This is a genomic window from Shewanella halifaxensis HAW-EB4, assembly GCF_000019185.1.
In the GTDB taxonomy this organism is placed as follows: Bacteria; Pseudomonadota; Gammaproteobacteria; order Enterobacterales; family Shewanellaceae; genus Shewanella; species Shewanella halifaxensis.
Window position 1 is genome coordinate 2061004 of record NC_010334.1, and the last position, 15829, is coordinate 2076832.

Here is a 15829-nt window from a genome sequence, read left to right on the forward strand (position 1 = left end):
CTGTGCATTGGCTATTAGTGGAATTTGAATATTGCGTGGAATGTTTTATGATGTCGACACCTAGAAAGTGTGATCCGTGGCTAACTCTTTCTATTTGTGAGAGTTGAGGCGAATAAGCTTGTTGGCTTAATACGCGTAAAGTAGCATAACTTATCATCAATAAATCAAAATGATAGGATTAGGTTACAACTGATTTTTAATCTAAGAAAAACACAATAATTATTATAAAAAATCATAAATTCAAATCAAAGTAGGACACAAAATGAACGATAAGACATCAACGATCATCTATACCGAAACAGATGAAGCACCAGCATTAGCAACATTATCTTTATTACCTATTATACAAAAGTTCACTCAGACTGCAGGTGTTGACGTAGAAACTCGCGATATTTCTCTTTCTGGTCGTGTGATTGCAAATTTCCCTGAGAAACTAACAGCAGAGCAGCGTATTGGTGATGCACTTGCTGAACTCGGTGAGCTGGCGAAAAAGCCTGAAGCTAACATTATCAAACTGCCGAATATCAGTGCATCAATCCCGCAACTTAAAGCTTGTATCCTTGAATTACAGAATAAAGGATATGACATACCAAACTATCCTGATGAGCCGCAAAATGACGTAGAAAAAGAGATCCAATCTCGTTACGACAAGATTAAAGGCAGTGCCGTAAACCCAGTGCTGCGTGAAGGTAACTCTGACCGCCGCGCGCCGGGATCAGTGAAGAAGTTTGCTCAGAAAAACCCACATTCGATGGGTAAATGGTTAGCCGACTCTAAGTCGCACGTTGCGCATATGAACGAAGGTGATTTTTACGCGAGTGAAAAATCAGTAACCGTTGCCGATGCGGGCAGCGTATCCATTGTCTTGAATAAGGTTGATGGTTCTGAGCAAGTATTGCGTAATGCCATTGCACTGCAAGCGGGTGAGGTGATTGACTCGGCAGTGATGAGCAAAAAAGCCCTAGTTGAGTTTTACGAGCGTGAAACCAACCTAGCTAAAGAGCAGGATGTTTTATTGTCCTTGCACTTAAAAGCGACAATGATGAAAGTGTCTGATCCAATTCTTTTTGGTCATGCAGTAAAAGTTTATTACAAAGACGTTTTTGCTGAGCACGGTGAATTGTTTGAACAGCTAGGTGTTGATGTTAACAATGGATTGGGCGATGTTTACGCTAAAATAGCGACATTGCCAAGCGATCAAAAAGCGGCAATCGAAGCCGATCTTGCAGCGGTATACACTCACCGTGCAGAGCTCGCCATGGTCGATTCCGATAGAGGGATCACCAACCTACATGTACCAAGTGATGTGATTATTGATGCGTCAATGCCTGCAGCTATCCGAACTTCAGGTAAAATGTGGGGTCCAGATGGCCAACTAAAAGATATGAAAGCAATGATCCCAGATCGTTGTTATGCAGGTGTTTACCAAGAGACAATTGATTTTTGTATCAACAATGGTGCGTTCGACCCAAGCACTATGGGCAGCGTACCAAACGTGGGCCTTATGGCACAAAAAGCGGAAGAGTACGGTAGCCACGATAAGACGTTTGAAATTGCAGCGGCTGGCACCGTTAACGTCGTTGACCAAAACGGCAACGTATTAATGTCGCACGATGTCGAAGCGGGCGATATTTTCAGAATGTGTCAGGTTAAAGACGCACCCATTCGTGATTGGGTGAAACTTGCCGTTAATCGCTCTCGTTTATCTGCAACTCCTGCTGTTTTTTGGCTAGACGCAGCTCGTGCTCATGATGCTGAAATCATCAAGAAAGTTGAGCTTTACCTACAAGATCACGATACAAATGGTCTTGAGCTTTACATTATGCCACCCGTTGAAGCGACTCGTTTCACACTGGAGCGTGTCAAAGCTGGTAAAGATACTATTTCAGTAACCGGTAACGTGTTACGTGATTATTTAACGGATCTATTCCCTATTCTTGAGTTAGGTACGAGCGCGAAAATGCTTTCAATTGTGCCACTGATGAATGGCGGCGGGTTATTTGAGACTGGCGCGGGTGGTAGTGCACCTAAGCACGTTCAGCAGGTTGAGAAAGAAGGTCACCTGCGTTGGGATTCATTAGGTGAGTTCCTGGCACTAGGGGCGTCTTTAGAGCACCTAAGCCAAACCACGGGTAACAGCAAAGCACAAGTACTGGCAGACACGCTTGATATCGCAATTGGTCAATTTCTAGATCTCAACAAGTCGCCATCACGCCGTGTGGGTGAACTTGATAACCGAGGTAGTCATTTCTATCTAGCAATGTACTGGGCGCAGGCACTTGTTGCACAAACTGCAGATATCCAATTACAGGCTGAATTTAGTGGATTGGCAGAGTCATTAACTAACAATGAAGACCAGATTGTGAGCGAACTAAACGGTGTTCAAGGTCCAGCTGTTGATTTAGGCGGCTACTACCGTCTAGATGCAGTGAAAGCTGAAACAGCAATGCGCCCAAGCGCCACACTAAATAGCATTGTGGGTTAATACATTTTAAAAATGTTTAAGCACAAAGGCCTGCATCAATGCAGGCCTTTTTTATTTGCAAAATTTTTACTAGATTTTAGGCAATAAAAAAGCAGAGTAGTCAGCTACTCTGCTTTTTTGTCTCTATCGCAACATAAACCAATCTATATAAATATTTGACTCTTTTACTTATGTAGCTGGGTTTATCTAATTTTATTTTAGTTTGTTGGCGATATTGCTGACGCGTGCATCCCTTTTGGACCTGCTTCTACCTCAAAACTGACTGGTTGGCCTGCTTTTAGCGTTCGATAGCCTTCCATTTCAATGGTAGAATAGTGTGCAAAAACGTCTTCACCGCCAGCATCAGGGCATATAAACCCGAATCCTTTGGCGTTGTTGAACCATTTAACAGTTCCGCTTGCCATACTTCCACTTCCTTCTGTTGTTCACTTCCCAGTAAGATAGTAAAACTTATCAGCGGGGAAACTCCTCGCTTAATGAACAGAATGAAAGCTGAATAAGTGGTTGTCAAGATAAAATTAACAAAAAGGCAACATTTTTTAACAAGTCGTACCTGAGTATAATTTGATAGAATTTGTTCAACAAACAGACTGAGTTACATAATCAATTGGTACAAGCCAAGACTAGAGGCTAATATTGGGATATGAGTAGAACAGAAAACATTGAACAGATAGAAGAGAGTGTTGAAGCAGAATTTAAACAGCCTTCTATGTATAAAGTTATTTTAAACAATGATGATTACACACCGATGGACTTTGTCATTGAGATTTTACAACTGTTTTTTAAGAAAGATGAGCAGCAAGCAACGGAAATCATGTTAGCAATTCACCACAAAGGAAAAGGGATCTGCGGAATTTACCCCTTTGGAATTGCAGAAACTAAGGTTGCGCAAGTAAATCAATTTGCAAGACAAAACCAACATCCGTTACTGTGTTCATTAGAGGAAGCCTAATTGGGTTCACTCTGTTGTTAATTTTTAGGGGGTGCTTATGCTAAATAAAGATCTTGAAGTCACCTTAAACCTGGCTTTTCAACAAGCCAGAGATGCACGTCATGAGTACATGACGGTAGAGCATCTATTGTTGGCGTTAATCGATAATCCTGCCGCACAAGAGGCGCTAGTTGCTTGCGGAGCAAATTTAGAAAAACTCAGGGATGAAGTCTCTAGCTTCATTCAACAAACCACTCCGATTATTTCCGACCCTGAAGACGAAAAAGAAACTCAGCCAACGCTTGGTTTTCAACGTGTGTTACAAAGAGCGGTATTTCATGTGCAGTCTTCAGGGCGCAATGAGGTCAATGGTGCCAATGTCTTGGTTGCCATTTTTAGTGAGCAAGAGTCTCAAGCTGTTTACCTGCTGCGTACAGGCGATGTGACTCGTTTAGATGTCGTTAATTATATTTCTCATGGCTTTTCTAAAAACGATATCGATACTGACTCTGAGCCCAATAGAGCCGAAGAGCAGTCTGAGGCAGAGGAAGAGCGCAGTATCTTGTCGCAGTTTACCGCTAACCTTAATGAGTTAGCCAAGAGCGGCAGTATCGACCCACTTATCGGTCGTACAGAAGAGATCGAGCGTTCAATTCAAATTCTTTGTCGTCGCCGTAAGAATAACCCTTTGCTTGTCGGTGAAGCGGGTGTGGGTAAAACGGCAATAGCCGAAGGGCTAGCTTATCGCATCGTCAAGGAAGAAGTGCCTGAAGTGATGAGTCAGGCAACAGTGTACTCACTCGACTTAGGTGCACTGCTTGCTGGTACCAAGTACCGCGGTGACTTTGAGAAGCGCTTTAAAGGCTTACTTAAAGAATTAGCGAATGACGAGCATGCGATTTTATTTATCGATGAGATCCACACTATTATCGGTGCCGGTTCAGCCTCTGGCGGCGTCATGGATGCCTCTAACTTACTTAAACCGTTATTATCGGGTGGTAAGCTGCGTTGCATGGGCTCGACGACGTTCCAAGAATACCAAAGTATTTTTGAAAAAGACCGTGCCTTAGCGCGTCGATTCCAAAAGGTGGATATCAACGAGCCTTCAGTTGCAGAAACCACCAAAATTTTACAAGGTCTTAAGTCAAAGTATGAAGAGCACCATAATGTGCGTTATACCTTGGCTGCACTGAGTGTTGCAGCAAGACTGTCTGACAAGCACATCAATGATAGACATCTACCCGATAAAGCCATTGACGTGATTGATGAAGCGGGTGCGCGTATGGCGATGCAGCCAGCGAGCAAACGTAAAAAGACCATTGGCCAATCAGAGATCGAAGCCATTATTGCTAAAATGGCACGTATTCCAGAGAAGTCTGTATCGAGCTCTGACAAGGATATGCTGAAAAACCTTGAGCGTAACCTTAAGATGGTGGTGTTTGGTCAAGACCTTGCCATTGAGGGGCTTAGCGCTGCAATTCGCTTGTCTCGAAGTGGACTCGGTGGTGAAAACAAACCTGTAGGTAGTTTCTTGTTTGCAGGTCCTACGGGTGTCGGTAAGACTGAGGTTACCAGCCAGTTAGCTAAGTGCTTAAGCCTTAATCTGGTTCGTTTTGATATGTCTGAATACATGGAAAGTCATACGGTGTCGCGCCTAATTGGTGCGCCTCCAGGCTATGTTGGTTATGACCAAGGTGGATTACTTACTGATGCGGTAATTAAGAATCCACACTGTGTGGTGCTGCTTGATGAGATCGAGAAAGCTCACCCAGATGTTTATAACTTACTGTTGCAGGTAATGGATCACGGTACCTTAACCGACAATAATGGCCGTAAGGCTGACTTTAGACACGTGACCTTAGTCATGACCACGAACGCTGGTGTACAAGAGACCATTCGTAAATCGATTGGTTTTAAGCAGCAAGATCATACTCAGGATGCACTATCGGAAATCAATAAGGTGTTCTCACCTGAGTTCCGTAACCGTTTAGATTCGATTATCTGGTTTAATCACTTAGATATGACGGTTATCGCCAAAGTAGTTGATAAGTTCTTAGTTGAACTGCAAGCGCAGCTTGATGATAAGTCAGTGACACTGGAAGTGAGTGATGAGGCTCGAACATTGCTTGCCGAGAAAGGTTATGACAAGTCCATGGGCGCACGTCCTATGGCCAGAGTCGTGACTGAACTGATTAAGCGACCATTAGCCGATGAGATCCTATTTGGTGAGCTTGAGAAGGGCGGTATTGCTCGTGTTGATACTAAGGGGGATGAGATCGTTATCACGACTGAATCGTTAGAGAAAGTAACGCATTAGCTTGATCGTGAGGGCCAATAAGCGGCATTAGCTTGTTGTTTATTGGCTCAGCTTAGGCTCCAAAGTGAGTTAACAGTAAATTTCAGACAACAAAAAGCCGGCATTGCCGGCTTTTTAATATATACGTTACATTGGCTAATAACTTAGCGTGAACGGAAGACGATGCGTCCTTTGCTCAAATCGTAAGGTGTCAGCTGAACCGTTACCTTGTCACCCGTTAGAATACGGATGTAGTTTTTACGCATTTTTCCTGAAATGTGTGCCGTTACGACATGACCATTTTCAAGTTCTACACGAAACATTGTATTCGGCAAGGTTTCAAGGATTGTGCCTTGCATTTCAATGTTGTCTTCTTTCGCCATTAATCAGTTATCCTGTTAGCCTTCAAATAATAAAAACGGGCGTATCATGCCGCAAATTCACGTTGCTGTAAAGCAAAGGTTGAGTATACACGCTATCTGTAGGCTAGTTATGGTTTAATTCACTGGTTTTTGATTGTAATCTCGGTTATCCATCCAGAATGAGTCAAGATCTGGTGTGGCCTATAATCGCGTTTATAGTTCATTTTTCTTGATTCATCAATTTGATAGCCTAGATATAAAAACTGCTTCTTCATCATTTTAGCAATTTGAGTCTGCAGCAAAATAAGCAGGCTGCCTAATGAACGCTTATGGTGTTCGGGGGCAAAGTAGCTATAAATGGCAGACAAACTGTGAGGTAGCACATCTGTAACGGCCACACCGATCAGTTCATCGCCTTGCCTCAGTTCGATAAACAGCGGCTGCATCCAATTGGCGGTAGCAAAGCTATCATATTGCTCTGGGCTTGCAGGATACATTGGGCCATCGTGGTGGCGAGTGTTAACGTAACGTTCGTACAGCTGATACTGCTGCTCAGTTTTATGATCAACAATCTTCCAGCTGAGATCTTGGTTATTTTTTAATGTTCTCTTTTGTCTCTTAGAGATTTGAAAGTCATCAATTGGCAATCTAATGGGTAAACAGGCGTTACATTGCGGGCATTGGGGTTTATAGATCATGCTGCCGCTACGGCGAAAACCAAGTGCGAGCAACTGCTCGAATAAGTTGGCATCGATAACATCTTCTTGCAATACCATTAATTGCTCTTGTTGGCCGTCTAAGTAACTGCAAGCAAAGGGCTTTGTTCTACCAACAGTGACGGGTCTAGATTTAGAGCTCAATAGATACCTCGGCCTTACTCCAGCTATCAATACTCACTTCACCATCTCTTAAGTGGGTTAACAGCCTGAGAAAATCATCTCGCTTAATCGACTTAGCACCTAGGCTATCCAAGTGAGGGTTTACCACCTGGGCATCGATAAGTTTAAAACCACAGCGCTGTAAATGCTGCTGTAATACGATCATAGCAGCTTTAGAGGCATTAGTTGCACGATGAAACATGGACTCACCGCAAAAAACTTGCCCAATGGCCAGTCCATAAAGTCCACCAATGAGCTGCTTATCTTGCCAAACTTCCAGAGAGTGGGCATAACCTTGTTGATGTAAGGACAGATAGGCTTGTTGGATTTCACTTGAGATCCAAGTGCCATCTTGTCCCGCTCTAGGCTCTGCACAGCCAGCGGTAACAGCTTCAAAGTTATGATTGATGGTATAGGTCCAATCTTGCTTTTTAAGGTATTTGACTAGACTACGGCTAATTTTCATATTGCCAGGTACAAAAACTGCACGCGGATCTGGCGACCACCAAAGAATAGGGTCATCTAAATTAAACCAAGGAAAAATCCCGTTGTAATAGGCGTTTAGTAAACGTTCTGGGCGTAAGTCACCACCAACCGCTAATAAGCCATTAGGATCGCTTAATGCTTGCTCTGGCGGCGGGAAACCTTGTTGATCATGATTTAAATAGGACAGTGAGTTCACAATTGAGTAAGATTAATAAATATACTTATCCTTAAAGTTAGCGGAAAAAGTCTTATGTTGAAACCTCATCTTATTGTTTTCACGGTTATCTGTTTATTTTTTGGTACGCAGACCGCATTTGCTGCACCTTATGATCGCAATCAAGCGGTCCCCGTTGAAAAGGTGGAGTTTGGTCAAGTCGCTTCTGTACGCAATATTACCCAAAAGCAGCTGGTTGAAGATAGAAATACCGGCTGGAAGACGTTTGGTGGTGCGCTGATTGGTGGTGTGATTGGTCACCAATTTGGTGGCGGCTCAGGTCAAGATGTTGCCACGGTTCTGGGGGCATTACTGGGTGCTGGAGTCGGTAATCGTTACGGAGATAGCTCTTACTATGAAGAGCTACGATTGGTTGAAATGATGATTACCTTAGACTCTGGCGAGCAGGTTATGGTGATCCAAGACTTAGATCCCGGCATGATCTTCAGTGTGAATGACGATGTGCGAGTCGTTTATCTACAAGGCTATGTTCGAGTCGATCAGCAGATGTAACGATGGGGCTTGGATTCACTTTAGAATGGACTGTAAAAGTCGACAAAAAAGCCGCCAATTCAGTGGTTTTTTTGTGTCAATTTTGCCTTTGGCTTAAGTTTACATGACCGTAATTAAGAAGACTCTATAGAGCAAGCCCGAAAGCTATAGCAGTTAACAAATTGTTTAAACAACGGAGTAAGCGCTTTGACTAAGAGAGCGTATAGTGTGTTCAATCATTATTAACTGCTCAATAAATTCGTTGTCATCACTGCTCCCGCCAATGCTGAGGCGAATGTAGTTTTCATGATTATTAAAGTCATCGCCATTACGAATGAGTATGCCTTTTTGCGCTAGGGCGGTCACTACATGGTGTGCCTTTAGCGGGGTTTTGAGTTGCAGCCAACCATTGAGACCGCGCCAGCTTTGTTTAAGTTTAAGTCGTTGCCCCATTGCAATACTCAGTGCTTGCCTATCAATAATCTGCTGCTCACGTTGCCCCATAAAATCGTTGTTTTCAATGACTCTACAGGCAAGTTCGGTATTGAGTGACGATACCATCCAGCACTGACTGTAAAGAGCTTGCTTTACTGAGCCAATAAACTTGCTTGGAATGAGCAAAAAGCCTTGTCGTAATCCGCCGCAGAACATTTTCGATAAGCTTGATAAATAAATCACGCATTGCTCATCCTCACTCGCTAGTTGGTCGAGTGACCACATAGGTGTGCGCCATTCATTAGCAAGGCAGTAATTCACATCATCTTCGATAATGATGACTTGATGATTTTTGGCTAAAGTAATAATCGCTTTACGTTGATAGTCGCTGTATTGAATACAGGTTGGGTTTTGATTGTTTGGCGTCAAATAGAGCACTTTAGGCTTGTACTGAATGATTTTTTGTTGCAGTTCATCCAAGTTTAAGCCTTCATCAGTCAAAGTCACGGGTACTGTTTTTAATCCTAACTGCTCTGCAGCAACATGGATCCCCGGGTAACAACTCGCTTCGCAAAGTAGCGATTCACCCGATTGCATCAAGCCATTGAGAATTGAAAAGATCCCCTGTTGACCACCATGAGTAAATACTATCTGCTCAGGTGTTTGTTTGATATCACGTCGATGTAGCCATTGGCTAAACTTGAGTTGATGTTCTTGTAGCGGCTCGGCATGGTATCGCATCAATTGAGCCAAACGCTGGGGGCTTTTTGCTAGCAGATTAAGAGCATCACTTAACACAGCGGTTTGGTTAGTGAAAGGCTGTTGGCAGGTGGCGAAGTTTGCACTCTGATCGGATGCTTGATTATCGCTGGCTTTAACGTAAGTACCAGCACCCACTTTAGCTTGCACATACCCGCGTTGCTCAAGTAGTGCATAGGCACGGGTGACTGTACCGACTGTGAATCCTAATTTATCCGCAAGTAACCTTTGGGGCGGTAATTTGCTATTCGGCAATAGCTCCCCGTTTTTTATGGCATCTTCTGCTGCCTGCGCCAGACGTAAATATTTAGCCCCTGTGTAGTCTGCTAAGTTTGGACTCCAGATTGTACCCATGACAATAAAACCATTGTATTCAACTTTGTATTGATTATTATGCGTAACTTAAGCGCTTTGTGTCAATTTTTGTATGCATACAATTGTGTGAGGTAGAAAGTTGAAGAAATTAAATAGGCCTGATGTAAGCGTCAGGTTGAATTAAATTGTGGAGGTACAACATGGATGGACTATGGGCATTAATGATTTCTGCTGCACTGTTTTGTGCAACCATGACTATGACTCCTGGACCAAATAATATACTCCTAGCAACATCTGGGGCAAATTTTGGTATTAGGCGTACATTGCCACATATTTTAGGGATCCGTGTTGGGCAGACACTGCTGCATATAGCAATCTTATTAGGGTTAGGCGGTATATTTGAAGCTTGGCCTGTAATGCATCAAGTACTGCGAACATTATCGTTAGCTTACCTGTTATTTTTGGCATATCGAGTCATTACAATGTCGGTCGACAATGATGTTAAAGAGATTAAACATCGGCCAATGACAATCAAAGAGTCGGTGATGTTTCAGTGGATAAACCCTAAGGCCTGGCTTGCTACAATCACCTTATGTACAGCATTTACCACATCAGGGGAAACCTACTGGATAAGTGCGGTTATGGGCGTGCTTGTGTTTAACATTGTTGGGTTTCCCACCTCATTTACTTGGGTGGTTTTAGGTGCCGCTATCCGTAAAAAGTTGAATACAAGTTCAAGAAAGAAAGCCTTTAATTGGAGTATGGGCGCGTTATTACTGCTAACCATTCCTATCATTATTCGCTAGTTTTCTATCTGAATTGAATACTGTACTTATTGGCAAACTTTTATCACTTTGCCAACAGACTTAAGAGCGAGTGCTTTTGCGTTAATACAACTAATTCGACATTAGCCCAAACTCGAAGCTGTCACCACTTTCAAGCCAAGTCGGGTATTTTTTCATGATGGCACTGAAATCATCACTTTCAACATGGGCTTTTAGCCAGCGCTGCACATTCAGATAGTCACTATGAGCAAACCAGATTTTATCTACTGATGCGAATTGACGAATAAACGGGAAAATCGCGTAATCGGCAATCGAGGCTTGATGACCCATAAGCTGCGGCTGCTTTGACAATATGCTTTCAAGTTGCGCGATATATTGCTCGCCTTGCTGTCGGTAATATTGTTCGCTGTGCTCAGGGTACCTGTCGGCATACTTATATTTATCCAGCCAAGGTTTAAAGCTGTGGTCATTAGTATGAATAAGCGCTTGAGCAAACTCTTGTTGTTGCGGATTATGGCTTAGTAATAAATTTTGCGGGTCGTTATTTGTCAGTGCCCAACACATGATTTCTAGGCTCTCCTCGATTACAGTGCCATCTTGCAAGATAAGTACTGGAACCGTGCCTTTGGGCGAGGCGGCTAACATTGGCTCAGGTTTATGTTTCAAGATTATCTCTTTAAGGCTGACTTTTTGTCCTGATAGCAAAATACCAAGTCTGGCGCGCATTGCGTAAGGGCAACGTCTGAATGAATAGAGAGTAGGTAGAAGCATGTTTGAGGTACAGTTTCGTGGAGCCAGTCCCATTTTTAACAGACAAAGCTTAAATGACAACTAATAATTTATTTTTTGATATTTTTTCAACCAGCATAATGCTTGTTAGGCAAGCGCAGGCCTACCAGCTTTGGCTACTCACTGCAGGTTAACTCGCAAATTTTAAGTGGGTGATGCCTAGTGCTCAATAATAACCGAACCGTCATTAAGTCTTGCAGCCGTAAACTCTTGCTGCAGTCGTGTTTTCGTTAACTCACACACAAGTTGATGCTTTGACTTAAAAGTCCGCTTTAATATTTACAAAATGCACTTTTGCCTCGCGGCTGACTGTGCTATTTTGCACGGCTTTTTTACGCTTTGAAGGATAAGGGAATGTTTGTTGGTTTTGACTACGGTAGTGCTAACTGCGCGATTGGTGTTGTAGAAGACGGTGATGTGCGCTTGGTCCCCTTATCTGGTGATTCTAAGTATCTGAGCTCAACCCTATACGCAATGGACCGAGAGTTAATTGCTGAAGCGGTGTTGAAGCAGTTACCACAAGCGCAGCAAGCTGAATACAGTCGTTTGCGCTCGGCGCAATTAAACCGCGCAGCGGCGGCTCGTCGTGAGCTGGATCTTCTGCCAAATGAGCAAGCGGTATTTGTTGGCGAGCAAGCGATTGAAGCCTACTTAGATATGCCCGATGAAGGCTTTTATGTGCGTTCACCTAAGTCCTTCCTCGGCGCGACGGGCCTAAGAGATAGCCAAATTGCGCTGTTTGAAGATATCGTCACCCTGATGATGATGCATATCAAAGCTCAAGCGGAAAAGAATTTAGGAACAAAAGTCATTACTCACGCAGTGATTGGCCGTCCGGTTAACTTTCAGGGGATTGGCGGCGAGCAGAGTAATCAACAAGCTGAGGCGATTTTATCGTTAGCGGCAAAACGTGCTGGTTTTACCGACGTCGATTTTCTATTTGAGCCATTAGCGGCGGGTATGGATTATGAAGCCTCACTAGAGGAGAACATGACCGTGCTAGTGGTTGACGTTGGAGGCGGTACGACTGACTGCTCTATGGTGAAAATGGGACCTAATCATATTGATAACCGTGACCGTAGTGCTGACTTTTTAGGCCATAGTGGTCAACGTATTGGTGGTAATGATTTAGATATAGCGCTTTCTATGGCGTCATTTATGCCGCATTTGGGGCTTGGAAGCCTAATGGTGAATAAGCTGCCAGTGCCAAGCAAGCCTTTTTGGAATGCGGTTGCGGTCAATGATATCAGTGCGCAGCGAGACTTTAGTGCTTTGGCTTCAAAAAAGTTAATTGAAGACTTGATTAAAGACGCTCAAAATCCGCAGCTTATTCAGCGTCTATTAAAAGTTCAAAAAGACCAATTAGGTTATAAATTGGTGCGCAGCGCCGAGCAAAGTAAGATTGCGTTATCAAGCAGCGACAGTGTCGATACTCCGCTTGAATATATCCATAATGGATTACATGCTAGGGTGAGTGAAGCGGATTTTGAAACCGCGATAACGATCCCCTTATCAAAGGTGGAAGCCTTGATGCGTGAGGCGCTTGAGCAATCGGGTGTGATGCCAGATCGTATTTATGTTACCGGCGGCACCGCAAGAAGTCCGGCTATCTACAGAAGAATTTCGGGTTTATTCCCTGAGATCCCAATTGTAGTGGGGGATCACTTTGGTAGTGTAACGGCAGGATTGACTCGCTGGGCACAAAGAGTGTTTGCTTAATTGACACTGAACAATAGCGCGACTCCGCGCTTTTGGGTTTACAGTGTTTAGATACAAGTGTTTAGACGCGAGTGTTTGGATTTACAAGAGTAAGATCGGTAATTAGTCACCGTTGACTCAATAGCTAAAGGAAATGGATATGAAAGGCTTAAATAAAGGGCTGTTAGTTAGCCTAGGATTGTCACTTACTGTAACGCTGGGTTTAACAGGTTGTGGCGATGATGTGGGCAAGGTGAGTTTAGGCTTATTTACCACCAAAGATGTGGTTATTGATGCTAGGCACGACCCAAAAATCCCAGGTGTGACTTGTCATATTAGCCGCATTGAGGCCGACTTAAGTCTTGCTGACCCATCGGATATGAGTATTTCTTGTCGTCAAACGGGGCCTATCACCGCAGCTGAAATTGCTAATATCGATAAGAGTAAAAACGGCGAAGTGGTGTTTAAAGAGTCGTTAAGTATCTTGTTTAAATCGCTTAAAGTGCGCCGCATTTATGATGCTAAAAACCAAACCTTACTGTATCTGTCTTATTCCACCAAAGAGACTAACGGTAGTCACAAACATGCGCTTTCGACTGTGCCACTCTATGGTACTGAAGCGTGGATCCCAGGTGGGGCTGTTATTAATCACTAATCTGCCCGAGACTTAGATTTACTCACTCTTTATAAATGAGCTCTGATAAATGGGCTTAGTTATTGAGTCTAAGAGCTGAGCTTAATGATCAGTTCGTTTAATCAGTTCGCTTAGTCAGTGAATTTAGTTAATCAGCATGAGTGTCAGCATATAAAAGGGCGAATATGATCCGCCCTTTTTGCTTTCTGTGTTTTGGCCTAGAATGTGTACCTTGTGCAGAAGTGTGTGTTCCATTCTTTAAGCTGTAGAACCGTTGAGCTAGCCGTGACAGGAAAAACTAATCGTTAATGAGCGCATTAACAGTACCAGCGACAGAATCATAGATGATTTTTATATCGGCTTGTAGGCGGCCTTTTGTGTCCCCTAGAGTGCGCAGCACATAGGTACACTGTGTTTGACCATCGGGATTACTAGCAGCTTGATGACGGTAGGCTTGAAAGTCACTGTCATTGTCTACGCTAGATAATGAAACACTGACAGGCTCTTGTTGCAGGGTATTCCATAAATCGACGCAGCCTTGTTCACCTTTACCGATATTCGTCGGTTGCCCCATAGGGTTGCCTTTATCTATCCCGAGTGGGTAGCCAAAACTATTCATATCAAGCTCGCCACCAGCAAAGTCGGGAAGATCGTTCATTGCAGCAACTCCCGAGGTAAGCTGCCATTTGGTATGGGAGAAGGTGACCGACTGCTGCAGCGCCGCCGCCGTTGCTTTGACACGTGCAACCTCAGCATCTCGCTTTAAGTCAACATACTTGGCTGTTGCAATGACGGCTAATATGCCAAGCACAATAATCACGATGACAAGCTCAATTAGGGTAAAGCCTCTAGAAGCGGTGGGGCGATGCATTGAAAATATTCTCTAAATTCGGTGATCTACATTTTCGATAATAGAGTATTTACTACCAGTTGCGGAAGTAAATGTTTCTAAAGTAATCAATATAATAAAGCCGACGTTAGAGGTCGGCTTGTGGCGGGAGAGCTTTGTCTGAACTAAGAGTGAGCTTTGCCTTAACTTAGTCTGAGCTAGGAGTGAACTTAACCAGAGCTTTAAGCGTTCAATACTCGATTGTAGCGCTCAAAGGCAGCCTCAAGATCGGCAATCAGGTCATCGACATTTTCAAGACCAATATGCAAACGGATAAGTGGCTTACTACTGTCCCATTGTGTTGCTGTACGTAGTTTGTCGATGCCAAATACCCCTAAAATTAAGCTTTCAAATCCGCCCCAAGAAAAGCCCATTTTAAAATGCTGCATATTTTCAACGAATGCAGTGACCGAGTGAACATCGCCTTGTTTTAAGACAAACGAAAACAGTCCGTTTGACGCGCTAAAATCGCGTTTAAAAAACTCATGGCCAGGGCATGACTCAAAAGCGGGGTGACGCAGATGATCCACTTCAGGGCGACTAGCAAGCCAGTTAGCCACTTTTAATGCATTTTGTTCATGCTGGGCTAAACGAATACCCAAGGTCCTCAGCCCTCGGCTAGCAAGGTATACATCATCTGGTGAGGTGCATTGACCAAGCAGGTAACTATTTTCTCGTAGTTGTTCCCAATGTTTTTCGTTCGCGGTGGCGGTGCCCATCATCACATCTGAATGACCAACAATGTACTTTGTCGCCGCTTGAATTGAGATATCGACGCCCATCTCAAATGGACGCGAGTTTATTGGCGATGCCCAGGTATTATCGAGCATCACCACGATATCGTGTTGGTGGGCTATACGGCTCAGTGTTGGCACATCTTGCACTTCCATGGTGATTGAACCTGGAGACTCTAGGAACAGCACCTTGGTGTTAGGCTGGATTAACGCTTCGATGCCATCACCAATCATAGGATCGTAATAGGTGGTTTCGATGCCGTAACCCGCAAGTAATTTATGACACAGATCGCGAGTGGGCTCATAGACGCTATCGACCATAAGCAGATGATCACCCGCTTTTAAAAATGACAGTAGACTATTACTGATGGCAGCACTTCCTGACGGATACAGCGCCGTACCTACGCCGCCTTCGAGTTCGGCTATGGCTGCTTGAAACGCAAAATGAGTGGGTCCGCCGCGACGACCATAAAACAGTTCGCCGTTGGCTTTGTTTTTAGCCGCAAAACGGAGATCTTCCATGGTATCGAACACCATCGTCGAGGCTCGGTAAACTGGCGGGTTAATCACCCCTTGGGTCCATTTCTTATCTCGGCCTAGACTGATTATCTGCGTTTCTTTTTTCATCGGTCGAATTCCATTAGTTT

The 15829-nt window shown here is 43.8% G+C and carries 15 protein-coding genes; 7 read left to right on the plus strand and 8 right to left on the minus strand.

Annotated features, from left to right (window positions below; genetic code table 11):
• Nucleotides 1-262 precede the first annotated feature (262 nt).
• A complete protein-coding gene (locus SHAL_RS08920; RefSeq protein ID WP_012276821.1) occupies nucleotides 263-2485 on the plus strand; it encodes an NADP-dependent isocitrate dehydrogenase in 2223 nt (740 codons plus the stop codon).
• 197 nt (nucleotides 2486-2682) lie between these two features.
• On the opposite strand, the gene cspD is transcribed toward SHAL_RS08920, so the two are convergent.
• Nucleotides 2683-2889 (minus strand): cold shock domain-containing protein CspD, encoded by a 207-nt coding sequence (gene cspD / locus SHAL_RS08925; protein WP_012155761.1) that lies wholly within the window; start codon nucleotides 2887-2889, stop codon nucleotides 2683-2685.
• A 239-nt stretch (nucleotides 2890-3128) separates the two neighbouring features.
• Between cspD and clpS the strand changes: the two genes are divergently transcribed.
• Nucleotides 3129-3437, plus strand: a complete 309-nt coding sequence (gene clpS / locus SHAL_RS08930) for an ATP-dependent Clp protease adapter ClpS (RefSeq protein ID WP_012276822.1) — start codon at nucleotides 3129-3131, stop codon at nucleotides 3435-3437.
• Nucleotides 3438-3474: 37 nt separating this feature from the next.
• Nucleotides 3475-5733 (plus strand): ATP-dependent Clp protease ATP-binding subunit ClpA, encoded by a 2259-nt coding sequence (gene clpA, locus SHAL_RS08935; RefSeq protein WP_012276823.1) that lies wholly within the window; start codon nucleotides 3475-3477, stop codon nucleotides 5731-5733.
• A gap of 143 nt (nucleotides 5734-5876) precedes the next feature.
• Here the strand turns inward: clpA and infA are convergent, their stop codons facing one another.
• The 3 genes from infA to aat all read right to left on the minus strand — a co-directional run bounded on the left by infA (nucleotide 5877) and on the right by aat (nucleotide 7634).
• Nucleotides 5877-6095, minus strand: a complete 219-nt coding sequence (infA, locus tag SHAL_RS08940; RefSeq protein WP_005500725.1) for a translation initiation factor IF-1 — start codon at nucleotides 6093-6095, stop codon at nucleotides 5877-5879.
• A 119-nt stretch (nucleotides 6096-6214) separates the two neighbouring features.
• Nucleotides 6215-6934, minus strand: coding sequence for an arginyltransferase (locus tag SHAL_RS08945; RefSeq protein ID WP_012276824.1), 720 nt, complete (start codon nucleotides 6932-6934; stop codon nucleotides 6215-6217).
• Nucleotides 6924-7634, minus strand: a complete 711-nt coding sequence (gene aat, locus SHAL_RS08950) for a leucyl/phenylalanyl-tRNA--protein transferase (RefSeq protein ID WP_012276825.1) — start codon at nucleotides 7632-7634, stop codon at nucleotides 6924-6926. The genes SHAL_RS08945 and aat overlap by 11 nt, the downstream gene beginning before the upstream one ends.
• Before the next feature lie 54 nt (nucleotides 7635-7688).
• Here aat and SHAL_RS08955 point away from each other — a divergent pair, with 54 nt between their 5' ends.
• A complete protein-coding gene (locus SHAL_RS08955; protein WP_012276826.1) occupies nucleotides 7689-8165 on the plus strand; it encodes an outer membrane lipoprotein in 477 nt (158 codons plus the stop codon).
• Nucleotides 8166-8330: 165 nt separating this feature from the next.
• Here the strand turns inward: SHAL_RS08955 and SHAL_RS08960 are convergent, their stop codons facing one another.
• On the minus strand, nucleotides 8331-9692 hold the full coding sequence (locus SHAL_RS08960; RefSeq protein ID WP_012276827.1) for an aminotransferase-like domain-containing protein: 1362 nt from the start codon (nucleotides 9690-9692) through the stop codon (nucleotides 8331-8333).
• Between the two features lie 161 nt (nucleotides 9693-9853).
• On the opposite strand from SHAL_RS08960, the gene SHAL_RS08965 reads away from it, so the two are divergent.
• Nucleotides 9854-10459, plus strand: coding sequence for a LysE family translocator (locus SHAL_RS08965; RefSeq protein ID WP_012276828.1), 606 nt, complete (start codon nucleotides 9854-9856; stop codon nucleotides 10457-10459).
• Nucleotides 10460-10549: 90 nt separating this feature from the next.
• Here the strand turns inward: SHAL_RS08965 and SHAL_RS08970 are convergent, their stop codons facing one another.
• Nucleotides 10550-11209, minus strand: a complete 660-nt coding sequence (locus SHAL_RS08970; protein ID WP_041415924.1) for a glutathione S-transferase — start codon at nucleotides 11207-11209, stop codon at nucleotides 10550-10552.
• A gap of 372 nt (nucleotides 11210-11581) precedes the next feature.
• Here SHAL_RS08970 and yegD point away from each other — a divergent pair, with 372 nt between their 5' ends.
• A complete protein-coding gene (gene yegD, locus SHAL_RS08975; RefSeq protein WP_012276830.1) occupies nucleotides 11582-12946 on the plus strand; it encodes a molecular chaperone in 1365 nt (454 codons plus the stop codon).
• Between the two features lie 139 nt (nucleotides 12947-13085).
• Complete coding sequence (locus tag SHAL_RS08980; protein ID WP_012276831.1) at nucleotides 13086-13580, plus strand: CreA family protein; 495 nt, start codon at nucleotides 13086-13088, stop codon at nucleotides 13578-13580.
• A 277-nt stretch (nucleotides 13581-13857) separates the two neighbouring features.
• Here SHAL_RS08980 and SHAL_RS08985 read toward each other — a convergent pair whose 3' ends face one another.
• Together SHAL_RS08985 and SHAL_RS08990 are read right to left on the minus strand one after the other, a co-directional pair.
• Nucleotides 13858-14430 carry a type II secretion system protein gene (locus SHAL_RS08985; RefSeq protein ID WP_012276832.1) on the minus strand — a complete coding sequence of 191 codons (573 nt, stop codon included), beginning with the start codon at nucleotides 14428-14430 and terminating at the stop codon, nucleotides 13858-13860.
• 200 nt (nucleotides 14431-14630) lie between these two features.
• Nucleotides 14631-15809: a cystathionine beta-lyase gene (locus SHAL_RS08990; RefSeq protein ID WP_041415925.1), complete on the minus strand. Its 1179-nt coding sequence runs from the start codon at nucleotides 15807-15809 to the stop codon at nucleotides 14631-14633.
• Nucleotides 15810-15829: the final 20 nt, after the last annotated feature.

Excerpts from the sequence above, each read along its gene's own strand:
- SHAL_RS08920 (WP_012276821.1), top strand. The coding sequence starts at position 263 with ATGAACGATAAGACATCAACGATCATCTATACCGAAACAGATGAAGCA.
- cspD (WP_012155761.1), bottom strand. The coding sequence starts at position 2,889 with ATGGCAAGCGGAACTGTTAAATGGTTCAACAACGCCAAAGGATTCGGG.
- clpS (WP_012276822.1), top strand. The coding sequence starts at position 3,129 with ATGAGTAGAACAGAAAACATTGAACAGATAGAAGAGAGTGTTGAAGCA.
- clpA (WP_012276823.1), top strand. The coding sequence starts at position 3,475 with ATGCTAAATAAAGATCTTGAAGTCACCTTAAACCTGGCTTTTCAACAA.
- infA (WP_005500725.1), bottom strand. The coding sequence starts at position 6,095 with ATGGCGAAAGAAGACAACATTGAAATGCAAGGCACAATCCTTGAAACC.
- SHAL_RS08955 (WP_012276826.1), top strand. The coding sequence starts at position 7,689 with ATGTTGAAACCTCATCTTATTGTTTTCACGGTTATCTGTTTATTTTTT.
- SHAL_RS08960 (WP_012276827.1), bottom strand. The coding sequence starts at position 9,692 with ATGGGTACAATCTGGAGTCCAAACTTAGCAGACTACACAGGGGCTAAA.
- SHAL_RS08965 (WP_012276828.1), top strand. The coding sequence starts at position 9,854 with ATGGATGGACTATGGGCATTAATGATTTCTGCTGCACTGTTTTGTGCA.
- SHAL_RS08970 (WP_041415924.1), bottom strand. The coding sequence starts at position 11,209 with ATGCTTCTACCTACTCTCTATTCATTCAGACGTTGCCCTTACGCAATG.
- yegD (WP_012276830.1), top strand. The coding sequence starts at position 11,582 with ATGTTTGTTGGTTTTGACTACGGTAGTGCTAACTGCGCGATTGGTGTT.
- SHAL_RS08980 (WP_012276831.1), top strand. The coding sequence starts at position 13,086 with ATGAAAGGCTTAAATAAAGGGCTGTTAGTTAGCCTAGGATTGTCACTT.
- SHAL_RS08985 (WP_012276832.1), bottom strand. The coding sequence starts at position 14,430 with ATGCATCGCCCCACCGCTTCTAGAGGCTTTACCCTAATTGAGCTTGTC.
- SHAL_RS08990 (WP_041415925.1), bottom strand. The coding sequence starts at position 15,809 with ATGAAAAAAGAAACGCAGATAATCAGTCTAGGCCGAGATAAGAAATGG.